At 64.4% G+C, this 21345-nt stretch carries 17 protein-coding genes; 9 read left to right on the top strand and 8 right to left on the bottom strand.

Translation table 11 applies throughout. The annotated features are described in order from the left end of the window. The first annotated feature begins 38 nt into the window (after window positions 1–38). The 8 genes from FME97_RS07170 to FME97_RS07205 all read left to right on the top strand — a co-directional run bounded on the left by FME97_RS07170 (window position 39) and on the right by FME97_RS07205 (window position 10267). Window positions 39–1580: a YifB family Mg chelatase-like AAA ATPase gene (locus FME97_RS07170; RefSeq protein ID WP_141428569.1), complete on the top strand. Its 1542-nt coding sequence runs from the start codon at window positions 39–41 to the stop codon at window positions 1578–1580. Between the two features lie 37 nt (window positions 1581–1617). After that, entirely contained in the window at window positions 1618–2718 is a 1101-nt protein-coding gene (gene murG / locus FME97_RS07175; RefSeq protein WP_141428571.1) for an undecaprenyldiphospho-muramoylpentapeptide beta-N-acetylglucosaminyltransferase, read from the top strand. Window positions 2719–2791: 73 nt separating this feature from the next. Beyond that, window positions 2792–4174, top strand: coding sequence for a UDP-N-acetylmuramate--L-alanine ligase (murC, locus tag FME97_RS07180; protein WP_141428573.1), 1383 nt, complete (start codon window positions 2792–2794; stop codon window positions 4172–4174). A 46-nt stretch (window positions 4175–4220) separates the two neighbouring features. Next, on the top strand, window positions 4221–5321 hold the full coding sequence (locus tag FME97_RS07185; protein ID WP_141428575.1) for a cell division protein FtsQ/DivIB: 1101 nt from the start codon (window positions 4221–4223) through the stop codon (window positions 5319–5321). A gap of 9 nt (window positions 5322–5330) precedes the next feature. Beyond that, a complete protein-coding gene (gene ftsA / locus FME97_RS07190) occupies window positions 5331–6803 on the top strand; it encodes a cell division protein FtsA (RefSeq protein WP_141428577.1) in 1473 nt (490 codons plus the stop codon). A gap of 182 nt (window positions 6804–6985) precedes the next feature. Then, complete coding sequence (gene ftsZ / locus FME97_RS07195; RefSeq protein WP_141428579.1) at window positions 6986–8302, top strand: cell division protein FtsZ; 1317 nt, start codon at window positions 6986–6988, stop codon at window positions 8300–8302. Window positions 8303–8318: 16 nt separating this feature from the next. Beyond that, window positions 8319–9599 (top strand): gliding motility-associated protein GldE, encoded by a 1281-nt coding sequence (gene gldE, locus FME97_RS07200; RefSeq protein WP_141428581.1) that lies wholly within the window; start codon window positions 8319–8321, stop codon window positions 9597–9599. Beyond that, entirely contained in the window at window positions 9596–10267 is a 672-nt protein-coding gene (locus FME97_RS07205) for a 4'-phosphopantetheinyl transferase family protein (RefSeq protein WP_141428583.1), read from the top strand. The genes gldE and FME97_RS07205 overlap by 4 nt, the downstream gene beginning before the upstream one ends. Here the strand turns inward: FME97_RS07205 and FME97_RS07210 are convergent. Next, window positions 10264–11673: a BamA/TamA family outer membrane protein gene (locus tag FME97_RS07210; protein ID WP_232522850.1), complete on the bottom strand. Its 1410-nt coding sequence runs from the start codon at window positions 11671–11673 to the stop codon at window positions 10264–10266. The two genes, FME97_RS07205 and FME97_RS07210, sit on opposite strands and share 4 nt — an antisense overlap. A gap of 110 nt (window positions 11674–11783) precedes the next feature. Between FME97_RS07210 and FME97_RS07215 the strand changes: the two genes are divergently transcribed. Next, entirely contained in the window at window positions 11784–12443 is a 660-nt protein-coding gene (locus tag FME97_RS07215; RefSeq protein ID WP_141428585.1) for a pentapeptide repeat-containing protein, read from the top strand. 94 nt (window positions 12444–12537) lie between these two features. Here FME97_RS07215 and FME97_RS07220 read toward each other — a convergent pair whose 3' ends face one another. The 7 genes from FME97_RS07220 to FME97_RS07250 form a co-directional block, all read right to left on the bottom strand. Continuing rightward, a complete protein-coding gene (locus FME97_RS07220; protein WP_141428587.1) occupies window positions 12538–13743 on the bottom strand; it encodes a C1 family peptidase in 1206 nt (401 codons plus the stop codon). Window positions 13744–13780: 37 nt separating this feature from the next. After that, window positions 13781–16078: a type I DNA topoisomerase gene (gene topA, locus FME97_RS07225; protein ID WP_141428589.1), complete on the bottom strand. Its 2298-nt coding sequence runs from the start codon at window positions 16076–16078 to the stop codon at window positions 13781–13783. An 84-nt stretch (window positions 16079–16162) separates the two neighbouring features. After that, window positions 16163–17848, bottom strand: a complete 1686-nt coding sequence (locus FME97_RS07230; RefSeq protein WP_141428591.1) for a DUF4270 family protein — start codon at window positions 17846–17848, stop codon at window positions 16163–16165. Beyond that, complete coding sequence (locus FME97_RS07235) at window positions 17832–18638, bottom strand: glycogen/starch synthase (protein ID WP_141428593.1); 807 nt, start codon at window positions 18636–18638, stop codon at window positions 17832–17834. Before FME97_RS07235 ends, FME97_RS07230 begins: the two co-directional genes overlap by 17 nt. 56 nt (window positions 18639–18694) lie before the next feature. Then, window positions 18695–19744, bottom strand: coding sequence for a tRNA preQ1(34) S-adenosylmethionine ribosyltransferase-isomerase QueA (gene queA, locus FME97_RS07240; protein WP_141428595.1), 1050 nt, complete (start codon window positions 19742–19744; stop codon window positions 18695–18697). Between the two features lie 60 nt (window positions 19745–19804). Beyond that, entirely contained in the window at window positions 19805–20521 is a 717-nt protein-coding gene (gene truB / locus FME97_RS07245) for a tRNA pseudouridine(55) synthase TruB (protein WP_141428597.1), read from the bottom strand. Further along, window positions 20518–21312, bottom strand: coding sequence for an undecaprenyl-diphosphate phosphatase (locus tag FME97_RS07250; protein WP_141428598.1), 795 nt, complete (start codon window positions 21310–21312; stop codon window positions 20518–20520). Before FME97_RS07250 ends, truB begins: the two co-directional genes overlap by 4 nt. Between the last annotated feature and the right edge of the window lie 33 nt (window positions 21313–21345).

Genomic DNA, 21345 nt, shown 5'->3' on the forward strand with positions numbered 1-21345 from the left:
GTCCCGTTCCGGCGCGACAACGCATAAACGATACGGATATGTTCGTTCGCACCTATGCCGGAGCCATTTCCGGAATCGACGCCGTGGCGGTCTCCGTCGAGGTCGATATCACGGGCGGCGGTCTGGGCATGTACCTCGTGGGGCTGCCCGACAACGCCGTGAAGGAGAGCGAACAGCGCATCCGGGCGGCCTTCGGGAACTCCGGGGAGCGCATGTCGGGCCGCAAGGTGGTCGTGAACCTTGCGCCGGCCGACCTGCGCAAGGAGGGTTCGGGCTTCGACCTGCCGATCGCCGTGGGGATTCTCGCGGCGATGGAGCGCGTCGCGGCCGGCGCCGTGGCCGATACGATGTTCGTCGGGGAGCTGTCGCTCGACGGGTCGCTCAAGCCCGTGCGGGGCGTGCTGCCGTTGGCGATCCGTGCCCGCGACGCCGGGCTGCGGCGGATCGTGCTGCCGGCGGACAACGCCGCCGAGGCGGCCGTGGTGGAGGGCGTCGAGGTGCTCGGCGCGGAGTCGCTGCGCGAAGTGATCGACTGCCTGAACGGCGTGACGGAGATCGCGCCGGCCCGTCCCGCAGCGGGGGAGGACGCCGCGTTCCCCGGGACGTGTTACGGCGAGGATTTCGCCGACGTGAAGGGACAGGGACATGCCAAGCGGGCGCTGGAGATCGCTGCGGCGGGCGGCCACAACGTCATTCTCGTCGGGTCGCCCGGCTCGGGAAAGACGATGCTGGCGCGGCGGCTGCCGACGATCCTGCCGCCGCTTACGCCCGAGGAGGCGCTCGAGACGACCAAGATACACTCCGTGGCGGGAAAGATCGCCGCGGCGGGCGGACTGATGACGCGGCGGCCCTTCCGGGCGCCGCACCACCTCACGTCGCAGGTCGCGCTCATCGGCGGCGGACAGTCGCCCAGTCCGGGCGAGGTGTCGCTGGCCCACAACGGGGTGCTGTTTCTGGACGAGCTGCCCGAGTTCGGGCGCAGCGTGCTCGAGGTGCTCCGGCAGCCGCTCGAGGAGCGGCGGGTCGTCGTCTCGCGGGCGCGGTACAGCGTGGAGTATCCCGCCAACTTCATCCTCGTGGCGGCGATGAACCCCTGTCCGTGCGGGTATTACAACCATCCGGCGCGGGAGTGCGTCTGTTCGCCGGGGACGGTGCACCGTTATATGGGCCGGATTTCGGGGCCGCTCATGGACCGTATCGACCTGCATGTGGAGGTGACGCCCGTGGCGCCCGCCGAACTCGCGGCCGCGGCCCCGGGCGAACCGAGCGCGGCGATCCGCGAACGGGTGGTGCGGGCGCGCGGGATGCAGGCGGAGCGGTTCCGCAACCTGCCGGGCGTGCATACGAACGCGATGATGAACAGCGCGATGCTGACCGAATACTGCCGTCTCGACGCGGCGTCGGCGGCGTTGCTGGAGCGGGCGATGGAGCGGTTGGCGCTCTCGGCCCGGGCCTACGACCGCATCCGGCGGGTGGCGCGCACGATCGCCGACCTGGCGGGACGCGGGCGGATCGGGGCGTCGGACGTGGCCGAGGCGATCAACTACCGGTCGCTGGACAGGGGCGGCTGGGGACAGTGACGCTCCGTGCGGAACGAAACAGGAAAACGCAGAAGATATGAAACGCATTATACTTTCGGGAGGCGGCACGGGGGGCCATATCTACCCGGCCGTGGCGGTGGCCGAGGCGCTGAAGCGCCGTTTCGGCGAACAGGTCGAACTGTTGTTCGTGGGCGCCGAGGGCAGGATGGAGATGGAGAAGATCCCGGCGCTGGGCTACCGCATCGTGGGGCTTCCGATCGCGGGGTTGCAGCGGCGGATGGACTGGCACAACCTCGCCGTGCCCTTCAAGGTGCTGCGGTCGCTGCGGCAGGCGCGGCGGACGATCCGCACGTTCGGGGCCGACGTCGTGGTGGGCTTCGGAGGCTACGCCAGCGCACCGGTGCTGTGGGCCGCGCAGCGGATGGGCGTGCCGACCGTAATCCAGGAGCAGAACTCCTACGCGGGGGTGACGAACAAGATTCTGGCGCGCGGCGCGCGGCGTATCTGCACGGCCTACGAGGGGATGGAACGCTTCTTCCCGGCCGACCGGATCGTGCTCACGGGCAATCCCCTGCGGGGCCGTTTCTCGAAGGAGGGAGCCGACCGTGCCGAGGCGCTGAGGCATTACGGCCTGACGGCCGGCCTGCCGACGGTGCTGGTGGTCGGGGGATCGCTCGGTACGCGCTCGCTCAACGAGATGATGAAGGCGTGGATCGTGCAGACCGGCGGCACGGCCCCGGTGCAGGTGATCTGGCAGACGGGCAAGTACTACGAGCGGGAGATGCAGGCCTTTCTGGCGGCGCACCCCGCGGCGCACGTCTGGCAGGGAGCCTTCATCGAGCGCATGGATTACGCCTATGCGGCGGCCGATCTGGTGATTTCGCGCAGCGGCGCGGGGACCGTCTCGGAGCTTTGCCTCGTGGCGAAGCCCGTCGTTTTCGTCCCCTCGCCCAACGTGGCGGAGGACCACCAGACGAAGAACGCCCGGGCGCTGGAGCGCAGGGGGGCGGCCGTGGTGATTCCCGATGCGGAGTGCCGGACGCGGGCCATGCCGCGGGCGCTGGAGCTGCTCGCCGACCGGGAGGCGCTGGCGGAGATGAGCCGCCGTCTGGAGGCGCTGGCCCGTCCCGACGCCGCGGAGCGGATCGTGGACGAGATCGTGCGGGCGATGGCCTGACGGCTGCGGACCCGGGGCGGTACGCCTGTGCGGCGGCCGCGAAGAAGACGAATGCAAACGACAGAGCGAAGTTATGAAGTTCGACAATATCTATTTTCTCGGGATCGGGGGAATCGGCATGAGCGCCCTGGCCCGCTATTTCCTCCGCGAGGGCAAACGGGTGGCGGGCTACGACCGCACGCCGTCCCTGCTGACTGGAGAACTGGAGGCCGAAGGGGCGGCGATCCACTATGAAGACGACGTGCGGCGGATTCCCGGTCCGTTCCGCGATCCGGCGGCCACGATGGTGGTCTATACGCCGGCCGTGCCCGACGACCTGGGCGAGTTCCGCTACTTCCGCGACGGGGGCTTTTCCATCGAGAAGCGGTCGCAGATGCTCGGACACCTCTCCGAAGGGAAATACGTGATGGCGGTGGCCGGGACGCACGGCAAGACGACCACTTCGACGCTCGTGGCGTGGCTCAACCGTGCGCTGACGGGCGGCGGTTCGGCCTTCCTCGGGGGCATTTCGAAGAATTTCGGCGGCAACCTCGTGCTGGGCGACGGACCGCGGCTGGCGGTCGAGGCCGACGAGTTCGACCGTTCGTTCCTGCGGCTGCATCCCGACGTGGCCGTGGTGACCTCGGCCGATGCGGACCACCTCGACATCTACGGGACGCACGAGGCCCTCAAGGAGGCCTTCGCGCAGTTCGTGCGGCAGATCCGGCCGGGCGGCGCGCTGATTCTCAAGCAGGGGGTGGAGATCGTGGCGGACAACCCCGGTATCGCGGTTTACTGCTACTCCTACGACGAGCCGTGCGACTTCTACGCCCGCGGCGTGCGGCTGCTCGAAGGGGGGCACTACCGCTACGATGTGGTCACGCCGTCGGGTGTGATCGAGGGGTGCACGCTGGGCGTTCCGGGGTGGGTCAATATCGAAAATTCGGTGGCGGCCGTGGCCTCGGTGTGGTGTGCCGCGAAGGCGGAGGGCGCGGAGCCGGACGCCGACGCCCTGCGCGGGGCGCTGGCCTCGTTCTCGGGCGTGAAGCGGCGGTTCGAGTTCTATGTCAATACGCCGAAGCAGGTTTACATGGACGACTATGCGCACCACCCGCGCGAACTGGCGGCGACGCTCGCCTCCGTCCGGCGGATGTTCCCCGGGCGGCGCATCACGGCGCTGTTCCAGCCCCACCTCTACACCCGCACGCGCGATCTTTACGTGGAGTTCGCCGAGGCGCTGTCGCATGCCGACGAGGTCGTGCTGCTGCCGATCTACCCGGCGCGCGAGGAGCCGATCGAAGGGGTCTCGTCGGAGCTGATCGCCGGGTTGGTGACCGTCCCCTGCCGCATCGTGGAGCGCGGACGGCTGGCCGACGAGGTGGCCGCCATGCCGACCGACGTGGTGATCTCGTTCGGCGCGGGCAATATCGACGCCTGCTGCGGGGCGCTGGCCGAACGGCTGCGGGCGAAGAGCTGAGGCGGCGTCCCGGGCGGATGAATGGAAGCGAACGGAACAACGGACATTGAACCGGACTCTCAAATACGCGTTGCTGACGCTGCTCTGGGCGGCGGTCGCCGGATACATGCTCTGGGCGGCCGCTGCGGCGCGCCGTGCGCGGAAGGCCCGGACGGTCGCCCGCATGGAGATCGAGGTGGTGGACAGCACCTCGCAGGGGCATCTGGTGTCGGCGGCGATGGTCCGCGGCTGGATTTCGGACAGCGGGATTCCTACGATCGGCACGGCTGTTGATGAGGTGGACCTGTCGGGGATCGAGACGCTGATCGCCCGCAACGGTTTCGTGGACGAAGCGGTGGCCTATGTCGATTACGGTGCGGTGCTGCATATCGGGATCAGCCAGCGCAAGCCGCTCCTGCGGCTGCTGACCGACGGCATGAACGCCTATGTCACCTCCGAGGGGTACGTGTTCGCCGCGCCGCGCGCCTCGTCGCTCTACGTGCCGGTGGTGACCGGACCGTACCGGCCGCCCTTCCCGGCCTCCTACACGGGCGACGTGAGGCGGCATATCGACGAGCGGCTGCAGGAGATCGAACGACGCATCGAACAACTGGAGCGGGAGAAATATCCCTATTACCGCCGCGAGATCGAGAACGACCGCGACATCGCCGTGCTCCGCCGGATGCGGATCAAGCGGCGCTGGTGGCGGCTGGAGAGCTCCGGGGAGTTCGACGCCCGCGTCAGGGAGCTGCGGGAGAAGAAGGCGCGGCTGCGGCGCGATTACCGCTACCGGAGCCGGGTGATCCGCGAGCGGATCGAGGGGATCGCCGCGCAGCAGGAGGCCGAGCGGCGGGCGCAAAAAAAATTGGAAAAAAGCTACGAAGATTTCATGAAACTCCTTACCTTTGTGAAAATCGTCGAGGACGACGGTTTCTGGAGGTCGGAAGTGGTGCAGATCGCGGCTCGGACGACCCCCAGCGGCGCATTGGAGGTGGAGCTTACGCCCCGGAGCGGCCGTTTCACGATCCTCTTCGGCCGGTTGGACGACATCGGGGGAAAGTTCGACAAACTGTTGCGGTTCTACCGCAGCGGCCTTTCGTCGATCGGTTGGGACGAGTACCGGACGATCGACGTCAGATACAGGAATCAGGTGGTTTGCAAGAAATAAATTTGTACCGTGGAAAGAAAAAATTATACCGTAGCCGTCGATCTGGGCTCTTCGTCGGTCGTCGTGGCGGTCGGCTCGAAAGGGGCCGAAGGGACGCTCGACGTGGCCTGCGTCGTCTCGAAACCCGTCGAAGGGGTCCATGCCGGCAAGATCGAGAATATCGAGCTGGTGAGCCGGGCCATCCGCGAGGCGGTGGAGGAGGTCCAGGAGCAACTGGGCATACGCATCACGGAGGCGTATGCCGGCATCTCGGGCGATTTCGTCCGCTGCGCCCGCCATACGGACCACGTCTTCGTTTACGATCCGCAGAACGGCGTCAATCGGAAGGACGTCGATGCGCTGTTCGACAGGATGCGCAACGTGCAGGCGCCCGACGACGAGACCATCATGGAGCGCGTGCCCCAGAACTACATGGTCGATGACAGTCAGGAAGTGCGGAACCCGGTGGGGTCGTTCGGCAAGAAGCTCTCCTCGACGTTCAACTTCATCCTCTGCCTGCGCACGCCGATCCAGCGGCTCGAAATGGCGCTCAAGCGGTTGGGGATCAAAATGCTGGGAGTCGTTCCGGGGGCGCTGGCCTCGTCCGAGGCGGTGCTGCTGCCCGACGAGAAGGAGGAGGGCGCGGCCGTGGTAGATATCGGCGCGGGCGTGACGGACGTGGCGGTCTATTACCGCAACGTGGTGCGTTACATCGCCTCGATCCCGATGGGGGCGTCGGCCATCAACCGCGACATCCGGACGATGAGCGTTCCCGAGAAACACGTCGAAAGCCTGAAACAGAAGTACGGTTCGGCCGTCGCCGAACTGGCCTCGGACGAGAAACTCATCCGGGTGAACGGCCGCACGGCCCGCGAGGCGAAGGACATCCTGCTGCGCAACCTGGCCACGGTCATCGAGGCCCGCGCCACGGACATCGCGGAGTTCGTCCTGCAGGAGATCCGCGATTCGGGCTACGACGGGAAACTCGCCTACGGCATCGTCCTGACGGGCGGCTCGGCCCGTCTGAAAGACCTCGACGAGCTGTTCCGCCGCGTGACGAAGATGGACGTGCGCGTGGCGCTTCCCGAGGCGGGGATTTCGGAGGAGTCGCAGGCCCGGATCGCCGATCCTGCCTTCTCGACGGCCGCGGGCATTCTGCTCCGGGGGGCCGAACAGGGCGGCTGCGCCTTCGCTGAGCGGCCGCAGTCGCCGGCGGACGCGTCTGCTGCCGCCGAACCGCGGCGCCCGTTCGCTCCCGTACAGCCGCCGCAGCCCGCGCCCGGGTTCCGGCATGTGCCGCCCCGTCCGCATCAGGAAGAGGCGCCGGCTGCCGCTGCGGCCGAACCGGCTCCGGAGGAGGAGACCGCCGGGCAGCGGGAGCGGTCGGGGGAGCGTCCGGCGTCCGAAGCGCCTCGGCGCAAGCGCGACTGGGGCTCGATCTTCCAGAAGACGTTCGACAAGATCAACAAGAGTTTCTCGGCGGCCGAGGACGAGGAGATTTAGGGCGGATCCGTTCGTCTGCATTCCGGTCGAAATCCCGGCTGAATCCCCGGCTGCGTTGCGGCAAGTTCCCTCCGAGGAGAGGGGTTTGGGAGAGGGCCGGATTTGTAAACGCCGCGGAAACCCGCTTACCTGCGGGAGAAAAAGGGTAATTTAAGTTGTTTGGATAATTAGGAAATAACGATATGACAGACGAATTGATGTCGGAAATCAAGGCTCCGCGTACGGACGGGTCGATTATCACGGTGGTCGGAGTCGGCGGGGCCGGAGGCAACGCCGTGAACCACATGTGGAACCTCGGCATCCGGGGCGTGACCTTCATGGTCTGCAACACGGACCAGCAGGCGTTGGACAAAAGCCCCGTGGAGCGGAAAATCCGCCTCGGGGCCGAGGGGCTCGGCGCGGGCAACGATCCCGAGAACGGGCGCCGCGCCGCGGTCGAGACGCTGCCCGAAATCCGCCAGCAGCTCGAGGAGGTCGGTACGAAGATGATCTTCATCACGGCCGGCATGGGCGGCGGCACGGGTACGGGCGCTTCGCCCGTCATCGCCAAACTGGCCCGAGAGATGGGACTGCTGACGGTGGCCATCGTCACCTCGCCGCTGGCCGTCGAGGGCAAGATCCGTTACGAGCAGGCGTTCCGCGGCATCGAGGAGCTGCGGCAGAACGTCGATTCGCTGCTCATCATCAACAACGAGAACATTCTCGAGATCTACGGGCGTCTCTCGCTCAAGCAGGCCTTCGGCAAGGCCGACGACATCCTGGCTTCGGCGGCGAAGGGCATCGCCGAGATCATCACCGTAGAGAGCGATCTGGTGAACGTCGATTTCGCCGACGTCTCGAAGGTGATGCGCGACAGCGGCCGCGCCCATATGGCCGTGGCCGTGGCCGAAGGCGACAACCGCGCCGAGGCGGTGGCCGAGGCGTCGCTGCGCTCGCCGCTGCTGGACCACAACCTCATTTCGGGGGCGAAGAACATCCTGCTGAACATATCCGTCTCGGACGCCGATGCGCTCATGTACGAAGAGGTCGTGCGCATTCTCGAATACATCCAGGCCCATGCCAGCGTGCAGGACGACCGCGGCGTGATCCACAACGCCAACATCATCTGGGGTACGAGCGAGAAGCCGCAACTGGGCAACGCCATCGAACTGGTGGTGGTGGCCACGGGCTTCGAGGGCGACGAGGAGCAGCACGGAATGCATCCGATCGTGCCTGCGGCGCGCAATGCCGAGCAGCCTGCGGCCGAACCGGCGGCTCCGGTGCTGGAGCCGATCAAACCCGCCGCGCCCAAACCCGCTCCGCGCCAGCCCGAACAGGTCGTGCTCGGCGCCAAACCGACACGTTACAGCAATATCGAGGCGCTGCTGGCCAAGCCCGCCTACCAGACGCGCAACTCGGCGTTCGTCGTGCAGACCTCGGGCGGCCGCAAGGAGGTGCTTCGGGACGAGGCGGCCGGAACGTCGAAGGAGGAGCCGAAGGGCGGCTCGCTGTTCGATTAACTAATCGTCGGAAAGTTTGGAAGAGACCGGTTCCTGGATCGTATTCAACGGGTTCGAACCCCGCATTGCCGCGCTTTGCGCGGTGACGCTTTTCCTGTTGTGTGTTTCGGCGCTCGTGTCGGGGGCCGAAACGTCGTTTTTTTCGCTGTCGCACAATGACGTGAACCGTCTCAAGGCGAGCCGGAGCGCATCGGCGGGGGCCGTGCTGCGCCTGCTGACGGACGTGGACATGCTGCTGGCGACGATTCTGGTGGTGAACAACCTGGTGAATGTCTGCATCGTCATCCTCACGTCGGGCATCATCGACTCGCTGTTCACCTTCCTGCGTTTCGAGTTCCTGTTCAAGACCGTGCTGGTGACCTTCCTGCTGCTGCTCTTCGGCGAGATCCTGCCCAAGGTCCTGGCGCAGACCGTTCCCGTGGGGTTCGCCTCGGCCGTGGCGCGGCCTCTGCTGGCGCTGCGGCGGATTTTCTACCCGCTGTCGTATGCGCTGGTCCATGCCAGCAGCCGCATCAGCGAGAAAGCGGCGCACCGGAGCGAAATTTCGCTCGACGAACTGGCCGATGCCGTGGACATGACGCAGAGTTCCTGCCGCGAGGAGCACGTGATGCTTTCGGGCATCGTCAGCTTCGTCAATACCGAGGTGCAGGAGATCATGAAGCCCCGCGTGGACATGACGGCCCTCGATATCAAGGACGACTACGAAACGGTCAAGCGCACGATCATCGAATCGGGCTTCTCGCGCATTCCGGTCTATGAGGAGGACATGGACAACATCCGCGGTACGCTCTACGTGAAGGACCTGCTGCCCTATATCAACAACGACCGGGATTTCGCCTGGCAGCAGCTCATCCGCAAGCCCTTTTTCGTCCCCGAGCACAAGAAGATCAACGACCTGCTGGCCGATTTCCAGACGAACAAGATCCACATGGCCGTCGTCGTGGACGAATACGGCTCGACGCTGGGGCTGGTGTCGCTGGAGGACATCATCGAGGAGATCGTGGGCGAGATTTCCGACGAGAGCGACAACGACGAGTGCTTCTATACGCGCCTCGACGCCCGGAGCTACCTTTTCGAGGGCAAGACCCACCTGGGAGATTTCGAACGGATCCTCGAGCTCGGAGAGGACGCCTTCGCCGACGTGAGGGGCGAGGCGGAGACGCTGGCGGGGCTGATGCTCGAACTCAAGCGCGACTTCCCGCGCAAGGGCGACGTCTTTACGGCGCACGACATCCGGTTCACGGTACAGGAGACGGAAGGACACCGCATCGACAAAATCCGGGTCGATCTGTTATGAAACGATTGCTGACGCTCGCCCCGATGACGGAGGCCGAGGCGGCGCCCTGGGTGACCGGTGAGGAGCTCGCGACGGCTGCCGGGTTCGGTTCGGCGGTTCGCCGTGCGGAATTCCTGACGTGGCGGGCCGCCGTGCGGCGCGAGCTGGGGCGCGACGTGCGGATCGCCTACGATGCGAACGGCGCACCCTGTCTGCCGGGGCGCGCCGAACGGATTTCCGTCTCGCACTGCCCGGGCCGGGTGGCGGTCGTGCTGTCGGAGGGACCGTGCGCCGTGGACATCGAATCCGAGACGCGGAACTTCGGCCGCGTGATCGCACGGTACATGACCCCTTGCGAACGGCGGCTTTCGGAATCCGCCCTGTGGCCCGCCGTGGCATGGTGCGCCAAGGAGGCGCTCTACAAATATGCGGGGCGGAGGGAGCTGGACCTGCTGCGCGACCTGCGGCTGCTGGAGGCGGACCTCGGCGAGGGGTTCGATCCGCTGCCGGGGGTAAGTTCCGGTGTCGGAGTGACGGCGGCGTCCGCAGGGACCGGCGTTCCGGGCGAAGAGCCTGTCGGCACGGCGGACGGTGCGGCGGGGAAGGTGACGGGTTCCGTCTGCGGCGGCGCGCCGGTGACGCTCTCCGTGCTGCGAGCGGCGGGGTATCTCCTCGTCTTCCGGTATTAGAACGCCTCCGAAGCCGTGAAGAGAAAGGCCGAAGAGCGTTTCCGGTCCCACGGCAGATTCGGGTTGCCGTAGTTGCCCCAGCCGTAGTCGAGGCGGATATTCATGCGATTCTTGAATTCGAAACGGTAACCGCAGCCGAAGCTGCAAAGCGTGTTGCTCCAGCGGAAGCGGTTCGTGTCCCATACCTGTCCGCCGCCGATCCAGGCCACGACGCCGTGGCGGCGGTAAATCTTCTGTCGCAGTTCCGCCTGCGCCTCCACGAGCCGCTTGTCGCGGTAGCGCCCCTCGTAGTAGCCGCGCATGCGTTCCATGCCGCCCATCTTGGCGTACATGTGCCACGAAGGGGTTCCCGCCGTGGCGTCGGCATAGAGGTCGCAGGCCAATACGGCTCCTTTCCAGAGCCGCTGGTAGAAATCGAACGTCAGGGTGAAGCGGCCGAACGTGCGGCGCGTGTTGCCCAGCCACTCCGGATACCATTTGGCTTCGGCCTTGACGAAGACGCCTTTCGAGGCGTTGAACGTCACGTCGCGCGTATCGTACTGCGCGAAGATACCGACATGGGCGTTGAGGGCGTTGGGGCGGTCGCCCGTTGCGGCGATGTAGTTCGAGAAAGGATCCTGCTTTTCGGGCAGGTAGCGCCCTTCGAGCCAGAGGTCGTAGAGTTCGCCCCGCTGCCCGCCGGGTTTTTCGTACCGGCCGTCCCGGATGCCTTCGAGGTATTCCGTCATGCCGCTGCTCCGATAGGCGGCGCCCGTGTAGTTGAGGCCGCCGCTCACGCCGACGTAGAAACGTCCGGCGAGCGACGTGCAGTAGGAGACGTTGACAGTGCCCATCGTCGTGGTGAGGTCCTGGGCGTAACCCTCCTTTCCGGCTTCGTAGCCGATGCCGTAGAAGGCTCCCGGGAAATAGACGAAGGCCCCCGAATAGCTCAGCCGTTGGCGGTTGTGGTTGAAGAGGTTGTCGCCGGAGAAGCGCAGCAGCACGAACTTCTGGGTCGTGAAGTTGCCGTAGATGGAGACGTTCGAGGGTGCGGTGACCGAATCCGTGCGGTCGAGGCGGTAGAGTCCGGCGAGCAGGAATCCGATCCCGAAGCCGACGTCGGAGGAGTAGTTGGGGCCCGGCGCGATGCTCCAGTCGATCTTCTTTTCGAAGGTGCGGTCCACGTTCGAACGGCTGTAATAGTCGATGATGCGGCGGATCAGTCCGGGCCGTTTCGCCGCGGTGTCGCTGCGGAGGGTGTCCGCGGATGCGGCGGCGGGATATGCGCGGACCTCTCCGATTCGGTCCGGCGCGGTCCGGACCGAGGGGCGTGCCGTCGGGCATTCGGCCGTCTGCGCCGCGGCGGGGCGGATGATGCAGACGAGCAGCGTCGAGAGCAGCAACGCGCTCTTTATCAGAAATGTCACGTGCATATTCCGAACAAAGGTAGCAATTATTTCCTATCCGGCAAAAACCTCCGTCGGCCGTTCCCGTTTCCCGGACGATCTTCCGGAAAATTCCCTATCTTTGCGGACGTATGGAACAATCCGCATCTCCGGCGATCGCCCCTCCGCGGCTGCCTCCCGAATCCGGAGCGCCGGCCGGTTCGGCCGTGCTCGTACCGGTAGGCGAGATCGAGGGCCTTTCGTTCCGCGGCGTCGCGCTGCCGTCGGAGGATTGCAGCCGTCTCTCCGTGCAGGGATGCCGTTTCTCGGGATGCCGGCTGGGAGGTGCGGTGTTCCGCGGCTCCCGTTTCACGGACGTCCTCTTCCGGAACTGCGACCTGTCGGTGGCCGACTTGCAGGGCGCGAGTTTTTTCCGTGTGCGGTTCGAGGAGTGCAAGATCGCCGGGGCCGGATTCGCGGAGACGACGCTGCAACACGTCGTGTTCGGGCACTGCAAGGGCGAATTCGTCAATTTCTCCCGTTCGCGGCTGCGGAGCGTCCGCTTCGCCGGGGCGCAGCTTCGGGGCGGTTTCTTCGACGGATGCCGCTTCGAGCGGGTCGTGTTTTCGCAGTGCGGGCTGGTGACGGCCGACTTTTCGGGAACGCGCCTCGCGGGGATCTCCTTCGCCGATTCCGACATTCGGTGCATCCGGCTCCGCGAGGTCGTTTCGCCCGAGCTGAAGGGATTGCGGGTCAGCCCCGAGCAGGCCGTCGGGCTGGCGCGCCTGCTGGGCGTCGAGATCGGGGAGTGACCGGCCGGCGGCCCTTTTCTCCTATACGCAATCATGCGCGCGGCCCGCTCTCCGGAGAGCGGGCCGCGTCGTGTCTGCGCCGTTGCGGCGAGGCCTATTTCAGGCCCAGCTTTTTGGCGATCTCCTTCGGAATGGCGTTCTTGTTCACCATGATCGAGGTGGTTTTGTAGGCCACGAAGGGTTTCGAGAAGTACCAGAATCCGTCGTAGGGAGGCACGGTGTTCCACGAGTTCTGCACCTTGTAGTAGGGTGTGCCGTTCTGGTCCTCGGCGATGCCCATGATGAGCATGCCGTGGTCGTCGGTGGTCTCGAAGTTGTCGAACGCCGTCTGACGCATCTCCTGCGTGATCGTGCGCTCCTTGCCGGGCTTGTCGAAGGAGTAGAGCGCTTTCTCCTTCTCCTTGTCGGTGAGCTTGCCCCAGCGCTCGGCTTCCGTGCCGCTCATGCTCTCGGTGTCGGCTTCGGGAATGACGCCGATGGCCTTCGTGCGGCTGAAGCCCTTCTCGCTGACGTCCGTGCCCCACGATACGGTGTAGCCGTTGGCCAGCGCGTGGTCGATCGTGGCCATCATCTCCTCGAGCGGCAGGTTGTAAACCGTGCCCCACATCCAGTTGTCGGGAACCTCGATGATGAAGCGCGTGTAGAAGGGATGGTGCGTGAACGACGAGAGGTCCACGTAGTTTTCCATGTCGATCGGCAGCGATGCGGCGAACGATTCGGGCGTGTACTCCTTGCCCTCGTAGGTGAACGTTTCGGGCATCGGGCCGAAGTACTCGTCGAGGAGGGCGTTGAAGCCGCGTTTCCAGGCCGTCGAGAGGGGCTTGCCGCTCTCCGCGGCCTTGAGCACGCCGTCGAGGTAGGCTTTGAGCACGACCGACAGCTCGTGGAAATCGGGTTTCTCGGTTCCGTAGTTCAGACCCGGATAGACCTCGAAGGGAACGATGCCGTGGGCCTTGATGCCCTCCGTCACGTCGTGCGAAGCGCCTCCCTCGGCGAAGTTCAGCTCTCCGTGCAGGCGGATGTACTTCTCGGCCTTGTCCATGAACGAGTGGCGGACGATCCACATTTCCGAGAGGTGCATCTCGGGGCCTCCGGCCTTGAGGATTTCGCTCTCGAGGAACGACAGGGTCGAGAAGCACCAGCAGGTGCCGCTGCGGCTCTGGTCCTTGACGGGCGTGGTCGGGATGAGCTTCACGTCGGTGAATTCGTAACCCGACGCGGAGTCGTTCTGATCGGCGGTCTGCGCCGTGGCCGTGCAGGCGAGGCAGACTGCGAGTGCGGAAAGCAGCAAGTTTTTCATAGCGTATTGGGGTTTTGTGTCGTTGTGGTTCTGCGAATCATTTCTTCGACTCCGAAACGATCTTCAGACAGTCGTCCAGCGTCAGGGTTTCGGGCTTGGTTCCCCGCGGCAGGCGGTAGTTCTTGCCCTTGTAGGCGATATAGGCGCCGTAGCGGCCGTTCTTGACGAGCATGTCGGGGTCTTCGGGGAAGGTCCGGAGCGGCGTATGGGCCGCAGCGGCGGCCGCCTTGTGCTCCCGGACGAGCTCCACGGCCCGCTCGTAGGTGATCGTGTAGGGGTCGTCGGTCCGCGCCAGCGAGGCGAACGACTTTCCGTAGCGGACGTAGGGTCCGTACTTGCCCAGTCCCACGATGAGCTTCTCGCCGTCGAGCAGTCCCAGGTCGCGCGGCAGGGCGAAGAGTTCGAGCGCCTCGTCCAGGGTGATCGACTCGATGAGCTGCCCCTTCCTGAGCGAGGCGAAGCGGCCCTTCTCGCCTTCGGCGCCCTCGATCTCGACCATCGGGCCGTAGCGTCCGATGCGGGCCTTCACGACATGTCCCGTCGCGGGGTCGTTGCCCAGGATGCGCACTTCGCGCGTCCGGGCGGGCTGCATGGCGATCGCCGAGTCCACCATTTTGTGAAACGGTCCGTAGAAGTTGCCGATCATCTTCTCCCACGTGATGTCGCCTTCGGCGATGCGGTCGAACTCCTTCTCGACGTTTGCCGTGAAGTTGTAGTCGATGATCGGGCCGAACTGCGCCTCGAGGTAGTCGTTCACCACCATGCCGATGTCGGTCGGCGAGAGGCGGTTCTTCTCCTTGCCGAAGCTCTCCGTGAGGGTCTTCGTCGTGAGTTTGTCTCCCGTGAGCGTCATCTGCGTATAGCTGCGTTTCGAACCCTCCTTGCTCTGGCGGACGACATAGCCGCGGTTGATGATCGTCGTGATCGTCGGGGCGTAGGTCGAGGGGCGGCCGATGCCGAGCGCCTCCATCTGCTTGACCAGCGACGCTTCGCTGTATCGGGGCGGAGCCTGCGTGAAGCGCTCCGTCGCGGTGATCTGCGCCGGCGTCACGCGGTCGCCGGCCGTGAGTTTCGGGAGCAGCCCCTCGCCGCTCTCGGCGGCCTGGTCGTCGTCCGTGGATTCGGAATAGAGGCGCAGGAATCCGTCGAAGCGGATGACCTCGCCCTGGGCGACGAACTGGTGCTCCGAACCGCTGATGTCGATGGTGATGGTCGTGCGGTCGAGCTCGGCGCAGACCATCTGCGAGGCGACCGTGCGTTTCCAGATCAGGTCGTAGAGTTTTTTCTCGGCCGGCGTGCCTTCGATCGTCTGGCGGTCGATGTACGACGGGCGGATGGCCTCGTGGGCCTCCTGCGCGCCCTTGGTCTTGGTCTTGTAGTTGTGCCACGACGAGTATTTCTCGCCGTAGAGTTTCGTGATCTCCTCCTTGCACTGCGCGAGCGCCTGCTGCGAGAGGTTCACCGAGTCGGTACGCATGTAGGTGATCAGACCCTGCTCGTAGAGGTGCTGCGCCACGGACATGGTTTGCGAGACCGACATGCCCAGCTTGCGGCCCGCCTCCTGCTGGAGCGTCGAGGTCGTGAAGGGCGGCGCGGGATAACGCTGTGCGGGCTTCTCCTCGGCTTTCGACACCGTGAACTCGGCGCCGGCCGAGCTGCGGAGGAACGCTTCGGCCTCGGCGGCCGTCTCGAAGCGCGAGGACAGCTCGGCCTTGAAGAGTGTCCTGTCCGCATCTCCGGCGGGGTAGAACTGCGCCACGACGCGGAAATAGGGAGTCGAACGGAAAGCGATGATCTCGCGCTCGCGTTCGACGATCAGCCGCACGGCGACCGACTGCACGCGGCCCGCCGACAGCGCCGGGCGCACCTTTTTCCACAGCACGGGCGAGAGCTCGAAGCCCACCAGCCGGTCGAGGATGCGGCGCGCCTGCTGGGCGTTCACCAGGTCCATATTGACCGTGCGGGGTTTCTCGATGGCTTCGAGGATCGCCCGCTTGGTGATTTCGTGGAAGACGATGCGCTTCGTCCGATCGACCGGGAGCCCCAACACTTCGGTCAGGTGCCATGCGATGGCCTCTCCTTCGCGGTCTTCATCGGAAGCGAGCCACACGGTCTTCGTCTTCGCGAGTTTCGCAAGCTCGTCCACGACCTTCTTCTTGTCGCCCGGAATCTCATAGACGGGCTTGAAGCCGTCGTCGATATTGATTCCGAGGTCCTTCTTCGAGAGGTCGCGGATGTGTCCGAAGCTCGATTTTACGATATAGTCCTTGCCGAGGAACTTCTCGATGGTCTTGGCCTTGGCAGGGGACTCTACGATGACTAAATTGTCCTGCATTACGTTGTTTTGATGGCTTTTTCAGAAATGCGAAAACCTAAGCATCTTCAACACTTAGGTTCCGCACAAGGGTTTCTCTTCGGTTTATTTGATCATGTTGTACGCCAGTTCGAGCCGGATCGGAGCGTTGTTTTCGCCGCCGTCGGTCGCCATGCCCTGCAGGATGCCGAAGGCCGTGGTGTAGAAACCTCCCGCCTCCGGGGCGAGGTAGATCGTGCGGTTCTGCACCTTCGAGAGGTCCACCGCACGCCCCTCGGCCGCGGCGGCCTGCTTCTCCTTCATGTAACTGTTCCAGAGCGCCTGGGCGTAGGCCGTGATATTCATCTTGTAGCATCCCTGGCTGCGGTTCACGTATCCGCCGTAGTCGAGCGTCGTGTTGTACTGCGACTCGTAGGTGTAGTTGTAGTCCGCAATCGGGGTCCGCGTCTTGTAATTCGTGTAGAGGCCCAGCCGGGAGGGTGCGGCCGTCATTTCGTCAGTCAGCCGCACGATGTCGGGACCCGAGCCGTTTCCCGAGCCGTCTCCCGGGACGATCTCCTGCCAGTCGTAGGCGCCGTCGTTGAAATAGACAGACATGGTCACCTGGCTGAATGCCAGCGTCCTGAAATCCTTGCCTTCCGCTTCGTTCGCTTTCTCGATCTCCCGTTCCAGCGCCTCGAAGAACGCTTCGGTGAAGGTGATGTCGCTCACCACGCCGCCGAAGCCCTCCACGCGTACGCGAGCCGTCTCCGGGCGTTTGTCGGCCTCTCCGGCTGCCGGTTCGCGGGCGTCGGCGATTTCGAACAGCGCCTCCTTCGCCTGCGAATAGTCGTGGTAGGCCGTATTGACCGAAACGTTGCCGTGATCGACCGAACCTTCGTAGAAATAGTAGAGCATCTGGAGCGTATCCTGGATGAGCGTGGGGTCCGCCTCGACGCGGTTACGTCCGTAAACGGCGAATCCCGACGACTCGAGCGTCGTGCCGAAGATCGTCCCTTCGCCCCGGTCGGCGGTCAGCGGCATGGCGGGATCGGGACAGATGTAGAAGCCCCGGAACTCCTCGACCCACTGTTCGAGACTGTCGATGCTGTATATCGAGTAGTCGTCCTTGTAATCTCCCTGCTGCAACATCAGCCGTTGGATGTATTCCCGGCCCGATTCGGTGGGCTCCAACGTGACGGCCGTGGTGGCGGGGCCTTTGTCTTCGCCGCCGAGCGTGAAGTAGAACAGCGGCCCCTCGGTTTCGTCGATCACCCCCTCCTTCACCGGGTCGAAGTTGAGGTAGAAGGTCGTGTCGCGCTCCGATTTTCCGGCGGCTACCGGCTTGTCGGTGATATACTTGTTGCTTTTTACCTCATAGACCGCGAACCGCTGTTCGGTCAGCGTATCCCTGCCGTAGGAGGCGATGGAGATGAGCAGTTGCGCCGAGTCGAAGATCGGTTTGTATCCGAAATACCCCTCCTTGATTTCGGAGAGGTTGATCATCTGCGTCAGGAATCCCGCCGTGCGGAGGCCGAGCGTGTCGTTGAGCTGCGAGCCGAAGTAGCCCGACGAGAGGTTCGACGAGACGACCGAGTCGCTCTGGAAAAGACGCGTGGTGACGTATTTCGCCTTGTCCTCGCCGCTCTCCGGGAACCGGACGAATCCGGCGCGCATCTGCTGGTTGTCCGGAACGAGATTGCCTCCCAGCGTGTCGTCCACCGAGGTGCAGCCTCCGAGCGTCAGCGTGACCGCCGAAAGGACCGATGCCGCGCCGAACAGCAGGCGGAGGAGTTTATTGGATCGCTTCATAGAATCGGTTGTAATTATCGAAAAAGTCCGCAGCCTCGGGCGATTGGTATTCGAGCACCGGTTTCCCGCTCGCACGGGCGATCTCCAACACGGCGGGATCGGCCTTTTCGGACGCCACCGCCACGCCGTCGGCATACTCCATAACGAAGCGGCAGAGGTTTTCGTATGACGGAGCGGAGAGAATCTCCAGATTTTTGTCCTCGACGCCCTCGCCGGCGATCTTCTGGGCGAAGGCCGGGTCGAGCTCTCCGGGGAAGGCGTCGTCGCAGAGCGAGACGACGATCTTCACGTCGCGGAAGATCGGGTCGTCGGCGAAGACGTGTTTCAGGTAAACGGGCACGACGCCCGAGAACCAGCCGTGGCAGTGGACCACCGTGGGAGTCCAGCGCAGCTTTTTGACCGTCTCCAGCACGCCGCGTGCGAAGAAGATGGCCCGTTCGTCGTTGTCCGGAAAATAGCGCCCTTCGGCGTCGGTCAGCACGGCCTTGCGCGAGAAGTAGTCGTCGTTGTCGATGAAATAGATCTGTACGCGGGCGGAGGGAATCGACGCCACCTTGATGATGAGCTGGTGGTCGTTGTCGTCGATGATAAGGTTCATGCCCGAGAGGCGGATCACCTCGTGCAGCTGGTGTCTGCGCTCGTTGATGCAGCCGTAACGCGGCATGAAGGTGCGGATTTCGTTGCCGCGTTCCTGCATAGCCTGCGTCAGCGCACGGCAAAGCCGGGAGCTCTCCGTTTCGGGAAGATAGGGCGTGATCTCCTGACACACGTACAGAATCTTGCTTGCCATGATTCGTGAATTTTTATTTGGACGCTCACATTACTCGCAAAGATACGAAAAAAATCTTAAAGAATAAGCATCGCGTCGCCGTAAGTGCCGAAACGGTAGCCCTCCTCGCGGGCCGCCTTGTAGGCGTTCATCACGGTTTCGTACCCGCCGAAGGCCGCCACCATCATCAGTTGCGTGGAGTAGGGCAGGTGGAAGTTGGTCACCATGGCGTCGGCCACGGTGAAGTCATAGGGGGCGAAGATGAACTTGTTGGTCCATCCCTCCATCGGCTTGATCATGCCGTTGGTCGAAACGGCCGTCTCGATCGTGCGCATGACCGTCGTACCGATGGCCGCGACCCGGTGTCCCGCGCGCTTGGCCGCATTGACCGCTTCGGCGGCCTCGTCCGTGACGAAGAACTGCTCGGAGTCCATCTTGTGCTTCGAGAGGTCCTCGACGTCCACCGTGCGGAAGTTGCCCAGCCCCACGTGCAGCGTGATGAAGGCCCTGTCGATGCCCTTGATCTCCATGCGTTTCATCAGGTGTTTGGAGAAATGCATCCCGGCCGTCGGGGCGGCCACGGCCCCCTCGTGGCGGGCGAAGATGGTCTGGTAACGCTCCGCGTCCTCGGGCTCCACCTTCTCGCGCACCCATTTGGGCAGGGGCGTCTCGCCCAGGCTGAAGAGCGCCTGCTTGAACTCCTCGTAGGAGCCGTCGAAGAGGAAGCGCAGCGTGCGGCCGCGCGAGGTGGTGTTGTCGATCACCTCGGCCACCAGCAGGTCGTCGTCGCCGAAGTAGAGCTTGTTGCCGATGCGGATCTTGCGCGCCGGGTCCACCAGCACGTCCCACAGCCGCAGCTCGCGGTTCAGCTCGCGCAGCAGGAAGATCTCGATCTCGGCGCCGGTCTTCTCCTTGTTGCCGTACAGACGCGCGGGAAAGACCTTCGTGTCGTTGAAGATGAAGAGGTCCTTTTCGTCGAAATAGTCGATGATGTCCTTGAAAATGCGGTGTTCGATGGTCCCCTTGGCCCGATTGACGACCATCAGGCGCGATTCGTCGCGGTTCTCGGCCGGGTATTTGGCCAGCATTTCGGGCGAAAATTCGTATCCGTACTGCGATAACTTCATATTGAACGCTTTTTTACGTGTCGGAACAAAAGACAGATTAATCCCTATACGCGGAAAAAGCTATTTTGTTTCAATATTTTGCAATTTTTTGAGAAATTCCTCCAGGTCCCAGGCGTTTTCGAGGGTGAAGCCTCCGCTGCGGGTCCGGCGCAGCGACGTGAGGTGCGCGCCGCTTTGCAGCGCCTCGCCGATTTCGCGGGCCAGCGAGCGGATGTAGGTTCCCTTGCTGCACCGCACGCGGATGCGCATGCGCGGGAGGTCGAACTCCTCGATGTTCATTTCGTAGATCGTGATGAGCGACTTGCGCAACCGGGTCGTCTCGCCGGCGCGGGCCAGCTCGTAGGCGCGCGTCCCCTCGATTTTCTTGGCCGAGAAGAGGGGCGGCTCTTGCAGCCGTTCGCCCGTGAGCGACCGCAGCGCCTCTTCGGCCGCTTCGCGCGTGACGTGTTCCCACGGATAGGTGCGGTCCACGGGGTGTTCGAGGTCGTAGCTCGGGGTCGTGGCCCCCAGCATCACGTCGGCCGTGTACTCCTTCTCCTCGGCCTGCAAGGCGTCGGCGAGTTTGGTGGCGCGGCCGATGCAGACGAGCAGGATGCCGGTGGCCAGCGGATCGAGCGTCCCGGCATGCCCCACCTTGATCCTGCGGTAGCCGAGTTTGCGCAGCGTGAACTTGATCTTGCGGACCACGTCGGCCGAGGTCCAGCGCAGCGGCTTGTCCACGACGGCGATATAGCCGTCCTCGAAGTCGATGCCGTGCAGGTCGGGCGTCTCTTTCATCGGATGAGGTAGCTTGCGATGGAGACGATGCCGGCGGCGGCGCAGTAGGCGGCGAACCAGATCAGGCGGCCCCGCTTGACGATCTCGAGCATGAACCGGCAGGCCAGGCAGCCCGTGAGGAACGACGCGGCGAATCCCGCGACGAGCGGTCCGGCGGCCACGCCGGCCGTCAGTTCGCCGCTCGCGGCTTCGAGCAGCGTCTCGCCCAGAATCGGGGCCAGCACCATGAGGAACGAGAACTGCGCCACGGCCGTCTTTTTGTTGCCCAGCAACAGGCCCGTGGCGATGGTCGATCCCGAGCGCGAAAGGCCCGGCATGGCGGCGCAGGCCTGCGCGAGGCCGATGACGAAGGCGTCGCGGTAGGAGATCGTCTCCTTCTGCCGCGGTTTGGCGTAGTAGGCGAAGGCGAGCAGCGCGGCCGTGAGGAGGAGCATCGCGCCGACGACGGCGAGGATACAGGGGGCTTCGAGCAGGGCGTTGAGCTGGTCTTTGAGGAGCAAGCCGACGATGCCGATCGGAATCATCGACACGACGAGTTTGAGCACGTAGGCCTGCTCTTCGTTGAACCGGCGCGAGAAGAGCCCTCCGAGCAGGCGCCATACCTCGCTCCGGAGCACGACGATCGTACTGAGCACCGTCGCGGCGTGCAGCACGACGTCGAACGTGAGGTTCTCTTCGAGCTCGACGCCCAATAGCTCCTTGGCGATCTGCAGGTGGCCGCTGCTCGATACGGGCAAAAATTCCGTGATACCCTGCACGATGCCGAGCAGGATGGCTTGAAGTGTATCCATAGAACGGTTTGGGTGGTTGTTTCGTTATTGTCC

The organism is Alistipes dispar (assembly GCF_006542685.1).
Classification (GTDB): domain Bacteria; phylum Bacteroidota; class Bacteroidia; order Bacteroidales; family Rikenellaceae; genus Alistipes; species Alistipes dispar.